The sequence below is a fragment of the Methanosarcina subterranea genome (genome assembly GCF_055385895.1).
The window spans coordinates 303,820-326,641 of sequence record NZ_AP042426.1 but is presented as its reverse complement, the minus strand read 5'-3'; the positions used below and the strand labels follow the sequence as shown (position 1 = coordinate 326,641).

General features: G+C 42.3%; 15 protein-coding genes. 13 read left to right on the top strand and 2 right to left on the bottom strand.

The annotated features are described in order from the left end of the window. The first annotated feature begins 157 nt into the window (after window positions 1–157). A complete protein-coding gene (locus tag ACZ5A8_RS01405) occupies window positions 158–1,327 on the top strand; it encodes a GTP-binding protein (protein ID WP_464531808.1) in 1,170 nt (389 codons plus the stop codon). Between the two features lie 179 nt (window positions 1,328–1,506). Here ACZ5A8_RS01405 and ACZ5A8_RS01400 read toward each other — a convergent pair whose 3' ends face one another. After that, the gene (locus tag ACZ5A8_RS01400; RefSeq protein ID WP_464531806.1) at window positions 1,507–2,280 is read right to left on the bottom strand and encodes a helix-turn-helix transcriptional regulator; all 774 of its coding nucleotides are present in this window, start codon (window positions 2,278–2,280) and stop codon (window positions 1,507–1,509) included. Window positions 2,281–3,399: 1,119 nt separating this feature from the next. Between ACZ5A8_RS01400 and ACZ5A8_RS01395 the strand changes: the two genes are divergently transcribed. From ACZ5A8_RS01395 to ACZ5A8_RS01340, 12 genes are all read left to right on the top strand, one after another. Further along, window positions 3,400–5,295, top strand: coding sequence for a uroporphyrinogen decarboxylase family protein (locus tag ACZ5A8_RS01395; RefSeq protein ID WP_464531805.1), 1,896 nt, complete (start codon window positions 3,400–3,402; stop codon window positions 5,293–5,295). 315 nt (window positions 5,296–5,610) lie between these two features. After that, on the top strand, window positions 5,611–5,931 hold the full coding sequence (locus ACZ5A8_RS01390) for a hypothetical protein (protein ID WP_464531803.1): 321 nt from the start codon (window positions 5,611–5,613) through the stop codon (window positions 5,929–5,931). 279 nt (window positions 5,932–6,210) lie between these two features. After that, window positions 6,211–7,818 carry a TCP-1/cpn60 chaperonin family protein gene (locus ACZ5A8_RS01385; protein ID WP_464531802.1) on the top strand — a complete coding sequence of 536 codons (1,608 nt, stop codon included), beginning with the start codon at window positions 6,211–6,213 and terminating at the stop codon, window positions 7,816–7,818. A 622-nt stretch (window positions 7,819–8,440) separates the two neighbouring features. After that, window positions 8,441–9,508 carry a CobW family GTP-binding protein gene (locus tag ACZ5A8_RS01380; protein ID WP_464531801.1) on the top strand — a complete coding sequence of 356 codons (1,068 nt, stop codon included), beginning with the start codon at window positions 8,441–8,443 and terminating at the stop codon, window positions 9,506–9,508. Between the two features lie 1,075 nt (window positions 9,509–10,583). Then, window positions 10,584–11,360: a methanol--corrinoid protein MtaC gene (gene mtaC / locus ACZ5A8_RS01375; protein ID WP_229387449.1), complete on the top strand. Its 777-nt coding sequence runs from the start codon at window positions 10,584–10,586 to the stop codon at window positions 11,358–11,360. Window positions 11,361–11,372: 12 nt separating this feature from the next. Then, window positions 11,373–12,758, top strand: coding sequence for a methanol--corrinoid protein co-methyltransferase MtaB (gene mtaB / locus ACZ5A8_RS01370; RefSeq protein WP_464531799.1), 1,386 nt, complete (start codon window positions 11,373–11,375; stop codon window positions 12,756–12,758). 54 nt (window positions 12,759–12,812) lie between these two features. After that, the gene (locus tag ACZ5A8_RS01365) at window positions 12,813–13,397 is read left to right on the top strand and encodes an acetate uptake transporter (protein ID WP_464531798.1); all 585 of its coding nucleotides are present in this window, start codon (window positions 12,813–12,815) and stop codon (window positions 13,395–13,397) included. 375 nt (window positions 13,398–13,772) lie between these two features. Beyond that, window positions 13,773–14,741 carry a cation diffusion facilitator family transporter gene (locus tag ACZ5A8_RS01360; RefSeq protein ID WP_464531797.1) on the top strand — a complete coding sequence of 323 codons (969 nt, stop codon included), beginning with the start codon at window positions 13,773–13,775 and terminating at the stop codon, window positions 14,739–14,741. Window positions 14,742–15,636: 895 nt separating this feature from the next. Further along, the gene (locus tag ACZ5A8_RS01355) at window positions 15,637–17,649 is read left to right on the top strand and encodes a hydantoinase/oxoprolinase N-terminal domain-containing protein (protein ID WP_464531795.1); all 2,013 of its coding nucleotides are present in this window, start codon (window positions 15,637–15,639) and stop codon (window positions 17,647–17,649) included. Between the two features lie 155 nt (window positions 17,650–17,804). Beyond that, entirely contained in the window at window positions 17,805–19,733 is a 1,929-nt protein-coding gene (locus ACZ5A8_RS01350) for a hydantoinase/oxoprolinase N-terminal domain-containing protein (RefSeq protein WP_464531794.1), read from the top strand. A gap of 148 nt (window positions 19,734–19,881) precedes the next feature. Then, a complete protein-coding gene (locus ACZ5A8_RS01345; RefSeq protein WP_229387437.1) occupies window positions 19,882–20,667 on the top strand; it encodes a helix-turn-helix transcriptional regulator in 786 nt (261 codons plus the stop codon). Between the two features lie 374 nt (window positions 20,668–21,041). Continuing rightward, a complete protein-coding gene (locus tag ACZ5A8_RS01340) occupies window positions 21,042–21,830 on the top strand; it encodes a helix-turn-helix transcriptional regulator (protein WP_229387435.1) in 789 nt (262 codons plus the stop codon). A gap of 351 nt (window positions 21,831–22,181) precedes the next feature. On the opposite strand, the gene ACZ5A8_RS01335 is transcribed toward ACZ5A8_RS01340, so the two are convergent. Then, window positions 22,182–22,616: a cupredoxin domain-containing protein gene (locus tag ACZ5A8_RS01335; protein WP_464531793.1), complete on the bottom strand. Its 435-nt coding sequence runs from the start codon at window positions 22,614–22,616 to the stop codon at window positions 22,182–22,184. Between the last annotated feature and the right edge of the window lie 206 nt (window positions 22,617–22,822).

Here is a 22,822-nt window from a genome sequence, read left to right as displayed (position 1 = left end):
GATAGGGAACATTTCAGAGATAGAGAAATATACTTTGAGAATAGAAAAGTTGACACTTATATCCCTGAATTAAAGGCAGGGTTTTACACTACTTGTTATGAAAAATAGAAAATAAAGGGACAATAAGCAAAACGCGGCAGAAAACGGAGGAAAGAAAGTGGAAGTCATTGTTGTTGGAGGTTTCCTGGGAAGCGGGAAAACAACCACCATTATCAATATGGGCAAGTACCTGGCAGAGAAAGGGAAAAAAGTTGCTATTATCGTAAATGAGATCGGAGAAATAGGGATTGACGGGGACGTGATCAAAAGGTTCGGATTCGATACCAAGGAGATCACAAGCGGTTGCATCTGCTGCTCTCTTAAAGTCGGGCTGAGAACAACAATCACTCTCCTTGCAAAAGAGTATAAACCCGATGTCCTGATGATCGAGCCCACAGGGATTGCTTTCCCGCATATTATCAGGAATGAAGTCGAGCTTATGAACCTCGGCGAAGAAGTGAAAATCGCTCCCCTTGTGACCCTGATTGATGGCAGCCGCTTCAAACACCTGATGAAAGAAGTAAAAGATTTTGCCATGAGGCAGATTATAGATGCCGAGATTCTGGGTATAAATAAGGTGGATCTGATCGAACCTATCCGGATCCCAATCCTCGAAGCTTCAGTTCAGCAGTTAAACCCTAAGGCAAAGGTGGTTTTACTTTCAGGAAAGGATACCGGCGAACGGTTTGAAAATTTCATGCAGGAAATTCTTCCTGATATCAAAGAAGTTCCGGAAAAAGTCCAGGCAACCACTGCTACAGAAGAGAAATCCAGATTTTCCGAGCCTCAGGAAACTGAAGATTCCATCAAAGCCTCTGGAGTTGGCAGTTATTCTGCAGAATTTGCAATTAAGGGCGGAGAAAATCTAAGCACGGAAACAGCCAGGGAGCTCACAACCGAATTAATGAACACAATAAAAGTAAGGGTTCTGAAATTAAACCCCGAATTTGTAGGACACATAAAACTCTTCCTCGACAACGGAATGGAAACTGTAAAACAGAGCATTACTATCTATTACGAAGAACCTCAGGAAGACATCATAAAGTCAAAAGAAGGAGCTGTCCCGACATTCAAAATCCTCTCAGCAGTCTCAAACGTTGAGAAAGAAGCTCTAAAAGATGCTGTGAACAGTTCGGTACAGGAAATCTTTGAGAAAAGGGGGATAGGCTTACATAAAGCCAGTAATGGTCACAACCACGAAGATGGTCACAAGCACGAGAATGACCATCACGAAAAGAAGCAAGAAAACATACAAAGGATCGTGAGCATTAAAGGCAGAAAAGAATGAAATGAAAAAGAGGAAAGGTGAGTAAGTGAAAAGTTTCCCTTGCTTCCTTCTTCCAGAATATTTCTCCCGAAGTTCCGTGAATAATTGTAAGGAGATGATTTCTGGTTAACTGTTTATTTCTCCGGGGTTTCCGTAAATAGCTGTAAAAAATAGTTTCTGCTTACTGTTTTTAATGCTTTTTAATTGATTTTCTCTGAGCGGTCTATATAATACTGGGCAAGTTCATTGCCCCATTCCAGAGCACTCGGGGTAAAACTCGTAATCTTCCTGTGGTCGAATTCTCCATCTTTCCCAAAGAGCTTCAGCATCATAAAAGTGTCCGCGATCATAAAAGAAGATGGTCTTAATTTTCCAGAATAGATGTAAAGAGACACCTTATTTTTCAGGCAGGTATTGTATTCTTCCTCGAAGTCATCTTTCAGCCTGTTATAGACCTTCTCATCGAGAATCAGGTGCACTTCAGCCCCTTTATCTGCACAGCTTGCCTGTATCGAAGGGCAGTCAGGACAGAAATAAGAGTAGAATGACTTGAGGGTCTTTGAGCTATCCAGCTTACTCCGCAAATGCCTTGGGAATTCAAAAAGGTGGTCCAGGTCAGGCTCATCCAGAGTACATTTCCCCAGCATGTCCATCTTCTGTATCAGGTGCTTTGGGATCGGAGACCTATCGTGTTTTGACCAGTAATCCTTGTTTCCATCAAAAACATCCAGGAGAGAAGTAAGTGGGAGCATCTTCTCAACTATAACTTCCCCGATGTCAGAAAGTTCATAGATATTTCCCTTCTGCACAATGATATCCATATCTTTTAGTTTTTTTATCTGCGGCATTACCGCACATGCCTTTACATTAAGAGTGTCCTTGATCTCGTCAATATACATCGGGCCATTAGCTAACTGAACAAGGAGATTCTTTCTCTTTTCAGAGAAGAAAATCAAGTCTATAAGGGAACTCATTTTTTATCAGCTTCCAACCTGCATCTGTTACATTAAGCCGGACTATCGTTTTCCGGAGCTTTACCCATAAACCCGCCTCATTATCTTCCGGGAAGGATAGTTTCAGCATTTAGCCAAGAGCGTTACCGGACAAGTCCAGTGTTTTTCAGGATGCACCATATCAACCTTATAATAAAGGTTTTGAAACTTTAGCTCTTGTTGTAGCACCTTTGCATTCAAGGAGTGTTACGCACATATTTTCAGGTGAATATAATCTAAAAGTGAAAACCTCTTTAGATCAAAACCATATCAATTATATTACAACTATTATATTTGAATTTTGATTCTGATGAGCATAACACAAATTACAGATATTGTATTTAAACTATCATAATAAGCAGAAAATCAAAAGCTATAAAGCAAGCGTCAGGGATATTCTACCGTTTTCAGCATACTGAGAAATAAAATATCTGCTTTTACACCAAATCATATAAATACTGTGAGCTCAAAGAGCGGATCAACAGACTTGTTTATACCTAACAGGCTGTCCGGCGTCTGTGACTCATCAATCTGTACACTCTTCGATCATTGCCTTCAAATTTTCAATACCCCTCATTTTTACATACTCCTTCAATATTCAATAGCCTTTGTTTTTCCAGCGGAAGAAAATTTTCTATCCACCCGGGTAAAAATCTCACGCTTGCAAAGAGGCTGTGAGTGTAAAAGGTAAAGGATAGCAAATTTCCCCTGACCCTGAAATAAGAGAACCTCGATAAAAATCCGGCCCATACAAAATATGAAGAAAACTATATTTTACGGAGAGGGAAAAAATTGCCATTGGATCAAAAAGCAACGTCGGTTAAGCTATATACCATTGAGTTAATTTGTCAATAGTGACCATTTAAGCCTGAAAGGAAAGAATAACCTGTAATAAATTCAGGGAAAATTCCGGTTTGTACCGCGGCTGGAAGACATTGATTTTCAGGAGAATGGTCATCTTGTGGATTAAGGAGTATAACAGTGGATTTAGAGAATTGACGGGATGTGGAACCCGTTAAGGACCTAAAAAAGTAAATAGAGATCCGGAAGAACAGGCAGAAAACTGACTGATGGATCCTTCACAAAAAAGGAGATTTTTTTATGGCAAAAGAAGATATTTTGAACGCTTTAGCGGATGCTGTTGTAGACGGCGACGACGAACTTGCAGAAGAATTTTCACAGAGAGCCCTTGATGAAGAGCTCGATGCATATGAAGCAATCGTTGACGGCCTTGCAAGGGGCATGAAGATCATCAGTGATATGTACGAGAAGGGAGAGGCCTTTGTCCCCAGCCTTCTACTCGCAGCAGATGCGATGTATGCCGGAATGGACATCCTTACTCCCTATATTAAACTGGACGGAACCTCTACTCCCAGGAATGTGGTCATCGGTACCGTTGAAGGGGATGTGCACGATATTGGCAAGAACCTTGTCAAGACCATGATGACTGCAGCCGGTTTTAACATGATCGACCTTGGCTGTGACGTGCCTCTTGATAAGTTTGCAGAAGTCGCAAAGGAGAAGAAGGCAACTGCAATCTCAATGAGCACGCTTATGACCACAACAATGGGTGGCATGGAAACTGTTATCGAGCAACTCCAGGAAGAGGGGATCAGAGACTCCCTTGTTGTCATGGTCGGCGGTGCACCTGTTTCACAGGCTTTTGCAGATACCATTGGCGCAGACGGCACAGCCCTTGATGCAAGTACAGCAGTTGAGACACTTACCTCACTTGTAAGTGAACTCCCTGCCGACTTATGGAGCGAATCCTCAGTTGCAGCAAGCAAGATGAAGTATAAAGAATCCCTCGCACAGAAGAGCGGCAGGGAAAAAATCGATACTGGACTCATAACCGCTGAGAAAGTCAAAGCCGAATTTAACTCAGTGGTCCCGAAGTTCAAGGAAACCATGACCAAAGCAGAGAGGTTTGGCTCTGCCTTCCAAGACAAGAAGGTCGACAGGCTCCCTGTGTCACCTCTCGCCTGCGGTGTATCCAGAAAGTTCGTGCCCTGCTCTTACAAGGATTACTCAACAAGCGCCGAAAAATACGCAGACTGTGTCGAAGCAGGTATAAAGTACTTCAATATGGACACCTTCGTTGGCCTGACTGACCTCTGTGTCGATGCAGCAGACTTCGGCGCAACCATCAGATACCCTGAAGAAGACACCCCTGCAGCAGTTGGCCACCTCGAAGACTACGAGAAACTCGAAGTCCCCGAACTTAAGGAAGGCACCCGTGCCTACAATCTGATCCAGGGCAACAAGCTTGCAACAGAGAAAGCCCATGCCCTTGGAGCACCCATGACTGCCCTGATCGAAGGCCCGATGGTTGCCCTCACCCAGATTATGGGAGCAACCCGTGTGCTTTCCGATCTCAGGACAAACCCCGACGTTGTCCTCAAAGCCCTTGACAAGACCACTACTTATGTAGAAGAAATAATGAAGGGCATGTTCGAAGAAGCCCAGCCCGACAACCTCTGTATGGTAACCCTCTGGACCAACAACGTCATCCTCAGCGCTGACGAATACATGAAGTCCGAAGGCCAGGTCATGCAGAATAGGATTGCCCCGCTCTACAAGCAGTACAATAAGCCAGTAGTTATCCACAACTGTTCCGATGTCCCTCACTGGGATCTTATTGACAAGTGGAACACGGAGTACTACAGCTACACCTTCTACCCTGATGAAGTCAGCAAGGGTTCCAAGGATCACAAGTACCTGATCAGCACCCACGGCAAGAAAACCATGTTCGGTGGAGAGGTCAGCCCGATATTGTTCCTTGACAACAGCCCTGAAGGCCTCCAGAAGATGAAGGCAGACACCATTGCCCTGCAGGAAAGCGTCCTGAACACTCTCAAGGAAAACGGCATGCAGTCCAAGTACATGATTTCAACCGGTTGTGAAGTGCCGCCCGGAGCACCCTGTGATTCCATCACTGCCCAGACCTACACAGTAGCAGAAAAGGGTCCGGAACTCTACAAGAAAATCATCGGGTAAACCCGCTGAAACCATTTTAGAGAAAGAAGCAAGCCTGGCTTGCCAAATGCGGGATGGGCTTCCGACCCATTCCCCTTATTTATTAAAATAAAAAAATCTGGCTCTCACTATTTCCTGCATCCTTTACCTCAAAAAGTGCAAGCGAACTAAAAACGGTGAAAAAGGCATTGGGAAGGAAGAAAAACGAGAGTGAAATACGAGAGTGAAATACGAGAGTGAAATACGAATACACACATTTGGGCCGAAAAACGCAAAAATATTCCAGAAAATAGTAGAGAACCTTTTAAAATAACCTGATAAAAGAGGTGAAACTGGATGAGATATCAGAAAGTACCCGAGCCTGAGGAAAAGAGGTTCTATTCGAGTCCTGTACACCCTGCAATCTATAAGCTTGGACCGGACAATTCATCTCAGAAATTCCTCTTCCGATATTCAGTTATTGAAACAAGTCCTGTGAACTATGAATCGGGCTCATCTTCAGGATCGACAGAATACACAGATATTTACACGGATTCCAGATGTTCCGATCTGCCCGCAGAAGTAGACCTCACAATGGAAGATCCTGATACTTACCTCGAACGCTCAGGAAGAACCTCTGAATCACCAGATACTCAGCAGCCAGTTAAGAAAAAATAATCCGGTAACAGAAATTTCCATCTGAAATAAGAAGAACGAAAAACTCCAAAAGGGTAGCGTCCAAAAATCAGCAAAAACTCCAAAACCTCTAAAAAACCAACCGTAAGTCAGTAAAACCTCCAAAACCCCTTAATTTTTAGCCTTCGGAAAAAACCGGATAAAAAGCCTGAAAGAGATCAGAGATTCGGACGAAATTCCTAAGGAAGGCAGAATATCAGCCAGAAATCAGGCTTCCAGCAGGTCATAAACAGCAGGAACAGTAGCGAATGAGGAAAGGATATGGCAAGCGAACTAAAAACATCAGGCAACACGACCCTGGAAAGCCAGGACGGAATGGCAAAACTGGCACGGACGATAAGAGACAAGATCCAGATCGACGAGCCGGTAAAAGAAGAAGGGCTCATAGACCTGCTTGAAAGGGCAGCCATAGAGATTGACGAGCTGCTTGGTTCATCCCTGGGGCCGAAAGGGATGAACAAGATAATAGTAAACCCTGTGGGGGATATTTTCGTTACGAGCGACGGGAAAGTTATCTTAAAAGAGATGGATGTACTTCACCCGGTTGTAACTTCCTTTAAAAAGCTTGCCGAATCCATGGATAAAGCCTGCGGAGACGGCACAAAAACAGCCGTTATTTTTGCAAGCAACCTCATTAAAAACGCTGTCAGACTAATAAGGGCAGGAGTACACCCGACAATCATTATAGAAGGTTACGAGCTTGCCATGCAAAAAACGTATGAGATGCTGCAGTACAGCATAAAGCAGGCATCGGAAGAAGATGTACGCACAACTATAATGTGCTCGGCAACAGGAAAAGGAATTGAAAAGCATCAGGCAGAAACTGTTACGGATATCGTCCTTCAGGTTATAAAACACCTTAACGAAAAACAGGCTGGAAGGCTGGACCTTAACAGAAATATCAAAATCCTAAAAAAGAAAGGCGGACCTGAGATCGTTGCCCTTGAAGGCCTGATTATGGACGAAAATCCGGCAAGGGGAGATATGCCAGATGAGTTTGAAAATCCTGCGGTCCTGATTACGAATTATGACCTTAAAATAAAAAGCGGATACCTAAATCCCCAGCATAATCTCAAAATGGACTCAGTGCAGACTGCACTCCTTTTTGAAGAGAGGAAAAAGCAGATGTGCGGGGGAATTGCCAGAAAAATTATTGATTCAGGTGCAAACGTGCTTTTTTCCGAGGGAGATATTGACCCCTATATTGAAACTCTACTCAGGGATAGTAATATACTTGCGTTTAAGAAACTGAAAATGAAAGATCTTGAAAAGCTTGCGGAAGCTACAGGCACAACCCTGAAAGTCCTGCAAGATGAGATTCACCCCTACGACCTCGGAAAAGCAGACAGCATAAGGCTTGAAAAGAAAAATGGGGAAAACTTTGTTTTCATCGCCGTGAAAGATAAAGCAGTAGCCACTATCTTAATATGGGAACCTGTAAAGTACGGGCTTGACAAGGTAGAAGAAGCAGTTGACGATGCCCTGAATAATGCGGCATTCCTTCTAAAAAACAGAGAAATCGTGAATGGAGGGGGAGCAATAGAGTTTGAACTGGCGCACATGGTCAGGCTGTTTGCGACAACACAGACCGGAAAGAGACAGCTTGCAGTTCAGGCGTATGCAGAAGCCCTCGAAAAGATCCCGACTATTCTTGCCAGAAATATGGGAATGAATGAAATAGATGCAATGGCGCAGATGAAGAATTCATATGCAAGAGGAATAGAAGCAAGAATAGACCTCTCACGAAAGGTAACTGATAAAGGGCCGAAAGTATACGATTCAGCAACGGTAAAGAAACTGGCAATTATAGCAGCTACGGAAACATCAAGAAATGTGCTCAGGATAGACGAGATTGTCCCGAAGAAATAGGCCGGACAATAAAATATAATAAAGAACAAGAGAGCCGGGAAGGTTCAAAAAATCACGCTGATGACAGTGCTACTCCCTCTCCATGAGCATTGTTGTCATGTTAACTGAAAAGTAAGTTAGACCTGCAATACTCTTTCAGGAAAGGTATGTATTTGCCATTTAAAGATACCTTTCCTGGTGGGAACCTGTATCCAGAAAAATTTCTGGCAAGCGACAAACTCCGGATTTGCCATTTACCGAAGACTTGCTAGCCAGAAAAGGGAAAGGAAAACGCTCGATACTCTAAACTTCGATTCACCTCGCAGAAAGAGTATCAGGACATGGAAAAATTAGGTGAAAAGTACTTCTCAGACTCTTTTGCCATTTTTAAAGGTTTAAAGAAAAGACCTGAAGCCTGAAGCAGGATCTGTACGCCCCAATTGCTGCTGAAATCCCTCCAGGTAGAAAAGTGGGCAGTACTCCTTTCCTGATCAGTACAGCAGTCAGGAGGATTACACTATCAGGACAATAGCACTGCTGACAGTACAGACAATATTCCAGTAATAATGAATGTTCAATCAATATTCAATCAATACTCAATAAGTTCAATCCTTAATTGAAGTCTTGAGGAAGGTGGCGAGCCATGAAGTGCATGATAATCGGAGGATTCCTTGGAAGCGGAAAAACGACAACAATAAGAAAGCTTGTCGAATATCTTGGAGCACAGGGGCAGAGAACAGCAATTATCGTCAACGAAATAGGAGAGATAGGGATAGACGGGGACACCATCTCGAAAGGGGGAGTGGAAACCAGAGAAATTACAAGCGGGTGCGTTTGCTGCACTCTCAGGATCAGTATGGAGTACACCCTTAAAAGCCTTATAACTTCTTACCGTCCGGATACTATTATAATAGAGCCTACAGGGATAGCCTTTCCAAGGCAGATCAAAAGCAATATAAAGAGCATGCATATTCCCGAGATCAACTTTGCTCCAATAGTAAGCCTCGTGGATCCCGGTCGCCTGACCCCTGATGCGGGAGATCTGCAGAATTTTGTTAGAAATCAGATAGAAGATGCCGAGGTTCTGGGCATCAACAAAGTCGACCTCATAGGACCTGAAAAACTTCTGGAAACGTGCCTGCTTCTCCGCAAATTGAACCCGAAAGCAAGGATAGTTCATTTCTCAGCCAGGCAGGGAGGAGAAGGCCTAGACAAACTATTCTGTCTGATAGGAAGAGACAGCCAGAGTAAAACAATTCACGAAGTGAGAAACTCAGTTGAGATGTCAGGAGTTTCAGCTTACTCAACCGAGTTCGAAATTACTTCACATAACATATCTCTTGAAACGGTTGTCTCTGTTTCCGGGCAGATCCTGGACGGCATAAGAAATAGAGTAACACAGCTGAACCCTGAATTTATAGGACACATCAAACTTTCCTTTGCACACAAAGAAAACTTTGTAAAGGGAAGTGTGACTTCAGCACATGACAAACCCGAGATTGAAATCCTTAAAAAAGAAGGCAATTACAGATCAAGGGTAAAGGTACTCTCTGCGGTAACATCCGTATCCAGGGAAGAACTTATCGAAACTGTGGATACAACAGTAAGTGGACAGCTGAATGATAGGCAGCTTTCATATATAAATGTGGGAAAAAACGATCACGGATACAGTCATGCAAAAATAAATCCCTTTAAGCAGAGAAACTTTTGAAGGAAATATGTTTCCGGTTCAGGAAAGCCATGACCGGACATACAAAAACCTTATATAGGATAAAACTGTCCTCGACCCTTGCCCGAAAAAGATCTCTAATTTAAGAGGTAAAGTGGCCTTTCAGTTTCCAGAGTAACCTGGCTTTGGAACGGAAATAAATATATAGAAAATCTTTCATAAGTAGTCATAAGAAGAAATTAAAAGCAGAGATGCAATAAGTCACCAGGGAAAAAGTCCGCCCACATTTTAAAAAATAGCGGAAAAAAGATAAAAAATAGAATTTGATCAGATTCAGGGATAATTAAAAAACCTGAACTTAAAAAATTCATATTATATATTAGAAAGAAAATAAAATTTCTGAAAAACGGGGAAAAACAATTAGGTGTGTTAACCTTACTTGTATAATTTCAAGGAGAGGTTTCAATGCAGCGCATTTTTCCTTATTGAAGATTCCAGATAAAACAAATCCACTTGTTAACCTCCATAGCTCAAATAAAAACCTATATTTATTCAATATCCGCAGTAAAGAATATCCCTGAAAAGAGAATAATTGCTCTATAAATTTTGATGTCATTGATTAGATCAATGAGAACAAAAAAACAATTCTTTTTTATAAAATCATTTGCGGAGAAAAACGTAGTGAGGATTATAAAATTACAGCTGCGCAAAAATTAGCACAGATGAAGGTATATTCCAGGAAATCCAACTGTCATCTGCAAGTGAATTCCCGAATAGTAAAGGGAGTACACCTTTCATAAGTTAACTGGGAAGAAAAGGTCTACTGGCACCTTGAAATATAAATTGGAAATCCTGAACCCCAGGAAATCAATAATATTCCTAAGGAGCCTGAAAAACATGAAATGGCCTGTAATTCGGCACTTTTGTGCAACCAGTACACCATCAAGAGGTTATCCATACCCCCCACAATGGAAAGAATTCGATCTGGAGGTTTTCGAATTCTTTCCATTATTCAGATAGTATTTCGGAAGAAATACCTGAGAATTCAGGAAGATGCAACTTGCAAGATCGAGGATCTGAGCAATCTGAGATCTCTTCATTAAATGGAGGTTAAAATATGTTGGATTTGAAACTGGAAGACATCGATGGCATATTAGTACGCTACAACGTCGCCCTCGAAAAGGAAATGACCCCTGACGAAGCAGCAGAAGAGCTTTACCCGAAGGACGAACTCATCTACCCGATTGCAAAGTCAATCTATGAGGGAGAAGAAGACGACGTGGTTGACGGACTCAAAGCCGCAATCGCTGCAGGCAAGAAGCCAATCGACCTTATCAATGATGCACTGATGGTAGGCATGGGTGTTGTATCCAAGCTCTACGATGACGGTATCATTTTCCTCCCCAACGTTATGATGTCTGCCGATGCCATGCTGAATGGTATTGAATACTGCAAGTCCCAGACCACAGAAGTACCTGAACCAAAGGGAACTGTTGTCTGCCACGTTGCAGAAGGAGACGTTCACGACATCGGAAAGAACATTGTTGCTGCCCTCCTGAGAGCAGCCGGCTATGACGTAACTGACCTGGGCAGAGATGTCCCTGTTGACGAAGTCATTGAAGCTGTTGTAAAAGAGAAGCCAATCCTGCTTACAGGTACTGCTCTCATGACAACCACCATGTATGCATTCAAGGAAATCAATGACAAGCTCCTTGAAAAGGGATTAAAACTGCCCTTTGCATGTGGTGGCGGTGCTGTGAACCAGGACTTCGTTGCTCAGTATGACCTCGGAGTTTACGGTGAAGAAGCTTCAGACGCTGTGAAGATTGCTGATGCAATCATTGCCAGCGGTAACGACATTGAGAAGTTAAGAGCAGAATTCCACAAGCACTAAGGAGGGAGCAAAATGGTAAAAAAATACACTTCAATGGCTTACGCTAAAGCAGATGACATGCTTTTCGGGAACTCAAAATTCCCAGTAAAGGCAGGCCTTGGCCTCGAGATCGGTGCTGGCTTCACAACCCCTGAACTGAACTACGCCCCGAGACCTCAGGCAGGCAAGTCTAAAGACAAACTTGTTAAGGAATACGAAAGGATTACCACCGACGCAATGGCAAGAATGGTCCAGATCGGTGCACCTTCCATAGTCCTCGAAACAGAACACGTTGAACAGATGTCCAACAACCCCGACTGGGGAGGCGCTGTTGCACACGCCCAGAAGACCATCATGGAAGAATACCACGATGAATATGGCATAAAGTGCGCACTCCGCCACACTATCGGTGACATTCGTGAAGACCGTGACTATCTCCAGCTCAGAGGAGACAAGTACACAACCTTTATGGAAGCCTTTGAACAGTGTGCCCAGAACGGTGCTGACCTGCTTTCAGTAGAGAGCATGGGTGGTAAGGAAGTATTCGACTACTCCATCCTCAGGAACGACACTGCAGGTATCCTCTTTGGTATCGGTGTGCTCGGCAGCATGGACATGGAAATGATCTGGTCCGACATTGCAGACATTGCAAAGAAGAACGGTGTAGTTGCAGCCGGTGACACAGACTGTGCCCAGGCAAACACCGCAATGTTCATCGCAGGCGGTCTGCTTGACAAGAACCTTGCCCACACAACTGCAATCGTTGCAAGGGCAATCTCTGCAGCAAGGTCCCTCTGTGCATACGAATCAGGCGCAACTGGCCCCGGAAAGGACTGTGGATACGAAAACACCATCATAAAATCCATCTCTGGTGTACCAATTGCTCAGGAAGGTAAGACCTCTACCTGCGCCCACTCTGACCTTATGGGTAACCTGACCATGCAGTGCTGTGACCTCTGGTCCAACGAATCCGTTGAATACCACGGTGAATTCGGCGGTACCACAGTTCAGTGCTGGTCCGAGACTCTTGCATACGACTGTGCCATGATGAACACAGCTTTGAAACTCGGAAAAGGAAAGGACCTCAGGGACATCCTCACACTCTCTGACAAATACAGAGACCCACAGGGATATGTCCTCGCCTATGACAACGCCTACAAGGTAGGACAGGCAATTGCAAAGGACGGAAACAACAACTACCTCCGTGCCAAGAATGCTGCAATTGAGTGCTGTAACATTGTCGAAACAGGCATCAACTCCGGCAAGCTCAATCTCACAAGGTTCGAAACCAATGCTCTTGCAAAGGTTAAAGCCGACCTTGTAGCCCTTACCGATGATGCTGACAAGTTCATGAGTGAAAACCTGACTAAATTCAAACAGGAAGTTGCAGTTTTCAGACCTGAAAACTATGGGCTCTAAGCCCTAAACTTCTTTTTTTTTAGTTTTTTAAAAAATGGCTTCAGGGGAATAATCATGAGCGAAAACGTAGGAACTTCTACCATAATAGTCGACAAAACTGCAAATGCTGCCCCCCTTGGCTTTACTGGCCTGGGCCTTGCTGCAGTTCTGTTGAGTCTGAGCTACATAGGGGTATACCCTGTGGAGTCAATGATTGTCTCCATGGCAATATTCCTGGGAGGATTTGCCCAGGTGTTTGCAGGAATCATGTGCTGGAAGAAAGGAGATGTTTTTGCAGGAACTGCATTTTCAGCATTCGGCCTGTTCTGGTTCTCACTGGCCGGACTGATCGTAATGCCTGCAATGGGCTGGGCTGAAGCCTCATCTGGCATCGCTATGGCCGCATATCTCTTCATCTGGGGTGTGTACACCTTTGTTATGTTAATCATTACAATGAAGATCGGAGTCAGAGCCCTTCAATTTGTATTTGTAACATTATTTATATTATTTATGCTGCTGGCCGTTGTAAACGCAACCGGAAATACCGGGCTGCTTGTAGTGGCTGGATATGTTGGACTTATTATGGGCCTTGGATCTTTATACACGGCTCTTGCCATGGTTATGAATGAAGTCCATGGCAAGACAGTTGCTCCACTCTGAAGATAAAGTAATGAAAGCATTACACCCTCAGTAAAAAGAAAAACGGAATCTGAGGAAAACCTACACCAACCTCGAAGACCTACAAAACCCACAAAAACGGCAGGGCAAAAACAGGATAGAAAGCCCGAAAATATTCCCAACCCTTGAAAACACAGATGTATTATCTGTGTTTTCAAAATACTCACCCTCTCCAATATCTATTGATCTCAGTGGCTTAAAATGCTGAGTCATGTACCGCGTTAGGGAAACGTAGGTCTTCGGGATTCTTACTAAATTTTCAGAGTAATTTAGATAATCACGTACTCTCTTTTAAACCCGGTCAAATGAGCTCCTTTTACGAAGGAGGATTTAAAAATCATTAACGGTGAGTTTCGGATGAAAGCGGACAAAAATTTGAATAAAACCCGGAACATATCGTATACAGGGCTCTTATTTAGTCTTACGATAACTTTTTTTAAACTATTTGCCGGACTGCTGGGAAACAGCACCGCACTTCTCGCAGATGCGGTCCGTTCTTTTTCCGAGTTAATGAATGAACTTGTAAAGCTTCTTGACCATTTTATTGCCAGCAAACCCGAAGACTGGAGCCATAATTACGGACATGGAAAAGTTGTAACTCTCTTTATGGGAGCAGGGGCATGTGTGCTCCTTTTTGCTGGCGTACAATCATTTACTCTGGCATCAGAAGAGCTACTTATGATTGTGCAGGGGAGAGAGACAGAAACCCCTGAAACGTTTACGCTCCTCACAGCTGCTTTTATCCTGATATCAAAAGAAATTGTTCCTCTTATTAACAGGAAAGTCGGGAGCCAAACTGAAGGAGTTTTATCAGAAATTGACTCTTACAGTAGAAGTACTCATATCAGAGGTTTCTTTCTTTCCTGTTTTGTTACTCTGGGCATAGGATGTACATTCCTCCCCGGAAAAAATTACGCTATAGCTGATCCTTTTATTGCAGTACTTTTAAGCCTGTACCTCCTCGGGACATCGGGCAGGCTCCTCTATGGCACTGCCAACGAACTCATAGAAGCTTCCCTTGATGAAGAAAATAACCGGAAGATAAGGGAGATAATAAACAGAACTGAAGGAGTAATAGGTTCCGGCGAGCTTAAAACGAGGAGGATCGGAAACGAGATTGCAATCAATGCCTGTATAACTGTAAATAACTCCCTAAATATCCAGGAAGTTGTGGAGATTGCGGACCTTGTAGAAGAGAGACTGAAAACAGCCTATGGGCAAGGGATATACACCCTTATAAAAGCAGAACCTGTCTTTGAGAGAAACTGTTCTTTTCAGAAAAAAATAAGAGTTTCTGAGGAAGGAAGACAGAAGACAGTGGCATAAACGAACAATGATAAAAACCAGCAAAAGAAATATAAATCCAAAAAAATAAAATAATAAAAAAATAATATAATAGAGAAATAAGTTGTAAAGCAAAACGAAAGAATAGCATTCGTCAGTTAACCTGTCACGCCTTCGATTTTAACAGATAAGGTTGCAATTTAAAAGTTGTTTAGGTAAAAAGAGGTTATAGCTAAAAATAGCTTATAACTAAAAATAACTTATAACTAAAAATAGCTTATAACTAAAAATAACTTATAACTAAAAATAACTTATAACTAAAAATAACTTATAACTAAAAATAACTTATAACTAAAAATAACTTATAACTAAAAATAACTTATAACTAAAAATAACTTATAACTAAAAATAACTTATAACTAAAAATAACTTATAACTAAAAATAACTTATAACTAAAAATAACTTATAACTAAAAATAACTTATAACTAAAATCAGTTATGAAGAAACCTTAATTAGAAATTAACTAATGAATAACCACTGATGACGACTTTTAGCCTTACTCAATTAATTCTTACTCAATTAATTAACTGTTACTCGGATATGGATCAGAAAAATCCAGACGGATTTTTCAGGATTTAAAAAATAGTTAATTACTCAGGTTCATCGGATATTCGTTTAGTTACTGCTACTACATATTTAACAACATCCAGATTAGATATCCACTTAGCTACTACATCTTTAACATCTATTCAGACTTTAATTATATAATAACAGGCTTTAACCAATACCGGAATCTAAAAATTTATAAGTCAGAGTCCGAAACCTGGCCAGATTGTTAAATGATCAGGTTGCTAATAGTATAATACCAGAAACCGATAATTTTCAGAAAACCTGAAGAAGCCACTATCCAATTCACAAAAGAGGTAAGTAAGAAAATGCACTTCAGTCTTGGAATCGATGCAGGGGGCACCTATACTGATGCCGTTATCGTAAGGGATTCTGATGGAGTAGTAGTTGAGTCGAGCAAAGCCCTGACGACCTATCCTGACCCCCTGCCTGGAATGAAAAATGCAATCGACAGGCTGAATCCCGACTATCTCGGGGATATAAAGCTCGTATCCGTATCCACTACACTGTCTACAAATACGATTCTGGAAAGCACAGGGTTCCCGGTAGGCCTGATCATGGTCGGAGACTATGTAATCCCTGAGAAACTCCCCACAGATTACTGGGTAGCAGTCTCAGGCGGGCATAATAGTGATGGAGAAGAATTAAAAGCCCTGGATCTTGATTCGGTAAAGGAATTCGCACTCAAAGTTCAGGATAAAGTTTCTGCTTTTGCAGTCTCTTCGTATTTCAGCAACCGAAATCCCGAGCATGAGCTTGCCGTCAAGAAAACTGTAAAGGAACTTACCGAGCACCCGGTTGTTTGCGGGCATGAGCTTTCTCAGGATCTTGGAGCCTACGAAAGGGCAATAACTGCTTTTCTGAATGCTCAGTTGATTCCCATAACCCATAAGTTCATCCAGTCAATAATTAAAGAATTCGAAAGCCGTGGAATCAGCGCAAACATGTTGATGCTAAAATGCGATGGGTCGGTTGTTGGAATCGAAGAAGCTCTGGAAAAGCCTATTGAAACTATATTTTCAGGGCCTGCAGCAAGTCTTGTGGGTGCCTCCCACCTCAGCAGGCTTGACACATGCGCTGTCATTGATGTTGGAGGCACGAGTACGGATGTAGCGATGATGCAGAACGGGCTCCCGCAACTCAGCAGTTCAGGTGCGGTAGTCGGAGGCTGGCAGACCCGTGTAAAAGCTATCCGTATGGAAACCTCGGCAACTGGGGGAGATAGCCATGTATGGCTAAAGGGTGACAGGATCAACGTAGGACCTCGCCGGGTCATTCCTCTCTGCAGAGCTTCTGCTATATATCCCGAATTAAGAGAAAAGCTCAAACATAACAGAGTAGCAAAAGGTTATCTCTGTGAAAACATTCAGGTAACGAAATTTTTTGTCAGGACAGGTTTCAGGCCTATTGAACTGAAATCAGGAGAACGTGAGATCTACAGGTATATAGGAAAAGAACCTGTTTCCTTTGGAGACCTTCTCATAGCACTGAAAAAACGCCCCTCGCCTTCAATACTCGATTCACTTATACAGAAGAGGTTAATCCAGGCTATAGGTTTTACACCTACCGATGCCCTGCATGTCCTTGGGGAATATACAGAATGGGATGTGGAAGCTGCAAGGATCGGGGCTTATATACTTGGGAGACCACTGAAACTAAACCCGGAAGCTTTCAGCGCCGAAGTAAAGCGCAGGGTTGCGCGCAACATTGCCGAAGACCTTATCGCATATCTAATAGAGGGAATGCCCAGAGGCGAGATTGACAGGGTACTTAAGGGGAAAAACTTTACGCGCTTCAGAGTAGAAATTCCTGTCGTCCTTCTGGGAGGACCTGTAGGGGCATACGTTGAAAACCTGAGAAGGTTGATCAGTGCCGAATTTATAGTGCCCGAACATGCTGATGTTGGTAATGCGGTTGGAGCCCTTGTTGGAAAAGGAATTAAAAGGGTAGAGATTCTTATAAAAACAAGGCTTGTTCCAAGGTCCAGAGAAGAAACTCCCGAAGACGAAGAGCATTGCATGGCGCCGGAGAGCGAAGTAATAGAAGGTGCGCTTCAGCAGGAAAAGAAAAATGAATTCATTGTGTTTTCTCCATCGGAAAGGAAAAAATTTGAAGCATACAGTGAAGCCCTGGAGTATGCTGAAAAACTCGGGAGACAGCTTGTTATGAATTATATGATCAGTGCAGGTCTCGAAAAAGAGGATATAAGGATAGATGTCAGCAGGAAACACCTGGCACCCAGTGGCTGGACAGATGTGCCTCTCGAAACAAAACTTGTTTATGTAGGAGTAGGAGTTCCCAGGAATAGCATGACAGCCTGAAAGAAAGGATAGTAAAAAATAGAAACTGCTGCACATTATAAGTAAAAATATATATCTTGAAACATAACTTTATAAATCCGGCTAAAAAGGGATTAGTACAGCTAAAAAAAGATATAGGTTGCCTAAAATGGAATAAAAAATGGGGCTGTTTTGACATGCAATATAGTCTGGGTATTGATGCAGGTGGAACATATACTGACGCTGTTATTTTAAGAGATTCGGACAGCAGGATCCTTGATACCAGCAAAGCGGTTACCACCTATCCAAACCTGATGACCGGAATTCGAAACGCAATCAATAAGTTGAACCCGGAATATCTCAAGCAAGTAAAACTCGTGTCGGTTTCCACAACTCTCTCGACAAATACGATTCTGGAAAGAACCGGATATCCTGTTGGCCTGATCCTTGTAGGAGACTATACCATTCCAAGGGAACTGCCAGCCGACTACAGTATTACAGTTAAAGGGGGACATGACAGCAACGGTGACGAACTCCACCCTCTTGACCTCACTGCTGTAGAACAGTTTGCAGTAAGCCTTAAAAAGAAAGTATCTGCATTTGCCGTTTCTTCTTATTTCAGTACCAGAAACCCGGAGCATGAGCTGAAGATAAAGGACGTAATCCTCAAACTGACAGGGCATCCTGTAGTCTGCGGGCATGAACTTTCCCAGGAATTGGGAGCTTACGAAAGAGCGGCTACGGCAGTCTTAAATGCCCAGCTAATTCCCATAACCTACCAGTTTATCCATTCTATCATGGCTGAAGTGAAAGAAAGAAATCTTGATGCAAAAGTCCTGATGTTAAAATGTGATGGCTCGGTTATAGATATAAAAGGAGCTAAACTGCGCCCGATTGAAACTATATTTTCAGGCCCCGCTGCAAGTATTATGGGAGCTTCACATCTTTCAGGGCTTGATACATGCGCCGTAATTGATGTTGGAGGAACGAGCACGGATGTCTCCATAATTAAAAACGGAGTTCCTGATCTCTGCGAGAAAGGGGCAATTGTTGGGGGCTGGCAGACACGCGTAAAAGCTATAAAAATGGAAAGCTCCGCAAACGGAGGAGATAGCCACGTATGGTTCAAGAAATGCATAAGGATAGGACCAAGAAGAGTTATGCCTCTATGTTTTGCTGCGGTAAAATACCCTAACTTCAAAGACAAACTCGAGAAAAATCCCATACCTTTGAGAACCATGCTCAATGAGCATCTTCAGCCCACCAAGTTTTTTGTCAGGACTGGGGTGACACCCATCAACCCCACCGAGAGTGAGAAAAAACTGCTGGAATTTATAGGAGATGAACCTCTTTCGATCCACGAGATACTAAATAAAATGAAGCGTTTTCCTTCTCCTGCAGTCCTTGATTCCTTGCTCAACCAGAGGGTAATCCAGGCTATAGGCTTTACACCCACCGATGCCCTGCACGTGCTGGGGGAATATACAGAATGGGATGTAGAGACTGCCCAGATAGGAGCCAGAAAACTTTCTCGCTTTACCCAGATGGGAGTGCATGCTTTCTGTAAAAAAGTAAAGCAGCAGGTCGCCAGAAATATGGCTTATAGCCTGATGTCTTTTATAATGGAGGGAAGGGGAAAAGATGGAATAAAGATGATGCTGGAAGAAGAAGTTCCTGTCCAGTACAAAGTGAATATTCCCATCGTTCTGCTGGGAGGGCCGGTAAAAGCTTACTATGGAGAACTGAAGGCTCTCATTGATGCGGAAATTATTGTCCCCGAGCAGGCAAGAGTAGGAAATGCTGTCGGAGCTCTCGTAGGAAAAGGAATAAAAAGAATCGAGATAACCATCAAGCCTTATTCGATGGAAAACCCGGATCAGAATTTCCTTGTATTTACCCCGGCTGGAAGAAAAAAATTTGAGCAGTACAGGGCTGCAGTAGAATACTCTCAAAAAGCTGGGGAAGAGATGATCCTGGATTCGATGAAGGACTTTGGGCTTCCGGAAAGTTCAATAAAGATAGATACCAGCATAGAGTATCTCGTCCCCTCGGGATGGAAGCAGACGCCAATGGAGACAAAGATGATTTTTGTAGGAGTTTGTACTCCTGGTTTTTCAATAGACTGAAATCTATAGTTGTATCCCCAGAAATATGTAGTTTTAAAAAATGCCGGAGAATTTCTGAATTTGAAAAAGAGCGACCAAGGAACCAGACTGCCGGAGAGAAGGACCGGCAGCATATCGCAGCATATTATACTGCAGGAAGTAGGAAGAGATGGAATCTTCACTTATTGATCTTGTTTTCCGCTCCGATAAAAGAAAAAACCTTCTTATACTGCTGGATAGCGGCTCAAAAAATATTGATGAAATCAGGGATGAACTGGATGTTACTGCCACGTCAATCCTTCCCCAGATAAAGAAACTGATAGATAGTGATCTCATTGTCCAGGAAGACCGGATGTATAAGCTCACGGTACTTGGAGAGTTCATAATCAAAAAGGTAAAGCCGCTGATCAGTGCCCTTGAGGTAGTGGAAAAAAACAACTGTTACTGGACAGGGCATGACCTGAATTCAATCCCCCGCCATCTTCTGGAAAGAATATCGGAGCTTGGAGACTGTACCCTGATAGAGCCGGACCTGAACCACATTTATGAACCTTCCCAGAAGATCATTGACAGTATGGCCAATGCAAAAATAGCTTCGACTTTTGCTTCTTATTTCAACCCTGCCTATCTGCCTCTTTACGTTGAGCTTGGCAGAAAAGATGCTGAACTCTCTCTCAATTTTACGCAGTCTGTCTGGGACCATCTCTCAAACGAGCACTCAGAGATGATAAAAGAGCTAATGGGCATGGATAATGTGAGCCTTTATATCTCAAAAGAGGGAATAAAAATATCTGAAATTACAGTGACTGAAAAAATAATGCTCCTTGGGCTCTTTGATAGAAATGGAAAGTTCGACCAGCAATTTATTATGAGTTTTGAACCTGCTGCCCTGCGGTGGGGCCAGGAATTGTTTGATTATTTCAAGAGACTTTCCAAACTGGTAAATAAGATATAACTTAAAAATGGTGTAAAAGAGAAAAGGTACAGATGAACTCCCCACTGATTTTAAATATAAATGATGTTTTAGTTATCAGGTATATGAAAGTGTATAAGTAAAAGTTTTGCTGGAGTAAGAGTTTTGTCGGATAAAAGCCAAGAATGAGAGGGCATTCGAAATAAAAAAATGAAAAATAATTATATATCTTATAGTAGTAGTTTGTTACGCAAAAAATGGCAATTTTAAGAATGTCCCTACAGTTATTAACCTGTAAGTACCTTTTCCATAAATGATAATGGCAGGGAGAAAGGTAAAGAAGTGTATAAACTTCTGGTATAGAGATATATACAATGTTAGATATAACAGGATGAAAAAATAAGAGAGGGAATCAGATGGAGTCATCATTACTGGATGTTCTCTTTCTTTCAGAAAAAAGGAAAAACCTCCTTCTGTTGCTTCTGGACGGGCCCAAGACTATCGAAGAGATTAAAAACACACTCGATGTACGCTCAAGCCCGATAATGACCCAGATAAAGATCCTGGTGAAGCAGGATTTAATTATTGAAACTAACAGGCTTTACAAACTTTCCAGTATCGGAGAGATTCTTGTCCCCAAGATGAAAGCAATTCTCGAAACTTTTAATGTTTTCGATAAAAACCATGATTACTGGATAAATCAGGATATGACATCAATTCCTCCTGAGTTTCTGGACAGCATAGGAAAGCTTGGAGATTATATTGAAGTAAACCCTGACCGGAACCATGTGTTCGAGTACCCAAAAGAAGTTGTTAAGCACCTTTCCGAATCCGAGAAGGTAATGATCTCATCGTCATTTTTCCTTCCGATCTATCCTTCTCTCTGTATAGAGCTTGCCGCAAAGGGAACGGATATTACCCTTGTATTCACAGAGTACGTCTATGACAGGATGCTCAACGATTACAAAAAAGAGCTTGAACACTTCCTGAATTTAAAATACACCAAATTGTATGTATGCAATAATAACAATATGAAAATCGCATCAAGCATAGTTACAGAGAAATTTATGGCTCTGTCCCTCTTTTGTAATAGCGGGATCTATTACAACCATAACCTGGTAAGTTTTGATGAAAGCGCACTTAAATGGGGAAAAGAACTTTTTGATCATTATAAAGGCGTGGCAAGGCCTATTACAAGGGTCTGAAAGAAATCTTTCCTCTATTAAATTCTTCCTTCTATTAAAATTTGAGGTTGAAAATAACTCTTAAATATATTAGCTCTCAAACAGATTGGCTTTTAAAGGGTGCTTTCCCTGCAAGCAGTCGAAGTTTACTTTTTCTAAAAGAGCATTATTACAATATCCCGTAATGCCTTTTCTTGCAGGCGTTCATAAAGAGCTTGAGACTTTGATCTGTAAACGGATAGTATGGGTCATTCCGATCTTTTTTATTACTGGTTAACCCTGAAACTCTGCCCAACCACGCAGAGGTCAGATATCCGCAGAAAAAAACAGCCCTTTTAACAGTCCTTTTAAAAAAAGGAGAAAAAAAGTTTTTCAGTTCACTCTGATTGTAACATTCATTTCCGGAGTGTCTTTTACAGTGAAAAGGTAGGTCCCCGGACTGGTAAAAGTATAGCTGTAAGGGACTCTGTAAGCCAGTTCCTGATCCGGAAAGAGATCTTCTTCGCTTACCAGGACATAAGCTCCCTGCCTTTTCTTACTCCACCAGGAGACTGTATCCCCTGCCGAAATATCCAGTTCTGAACGTGTTACTGATTGCGTTGTTGCATTATAGTACTCAAGGTAGATAATATGATTTTCTCCAGATCCTGGAGCAACATTTTCCTGCGGTACATTTCCTTGTGGTTCAGCTGCGGCGGCTTCTGAATCATTGGATTCTTCGGTCACAGGCTCCGCTCCGTCTTCAGAACAACCTGAGGCAAGTAAGAACACAAATACCAGAAGTAAAACCAGAATTTTCCCTTTCATAAACATCACCATCTTTTAGTCTTTATTAATAAGTTAATTTATATTCATTATCTTTTTGATAGATTTAAGAGATTGGTGAGAAAAACAGAAGAAATAAGAGATAAAAATAGAAGTTAAACAGAAAATAAAAGAATTCTAGAGCTTTGAAATCAAAAGATCTGGTACAAAAGATAGTAAGGGAAAAGCAGGATATAAAAAACCGTAAA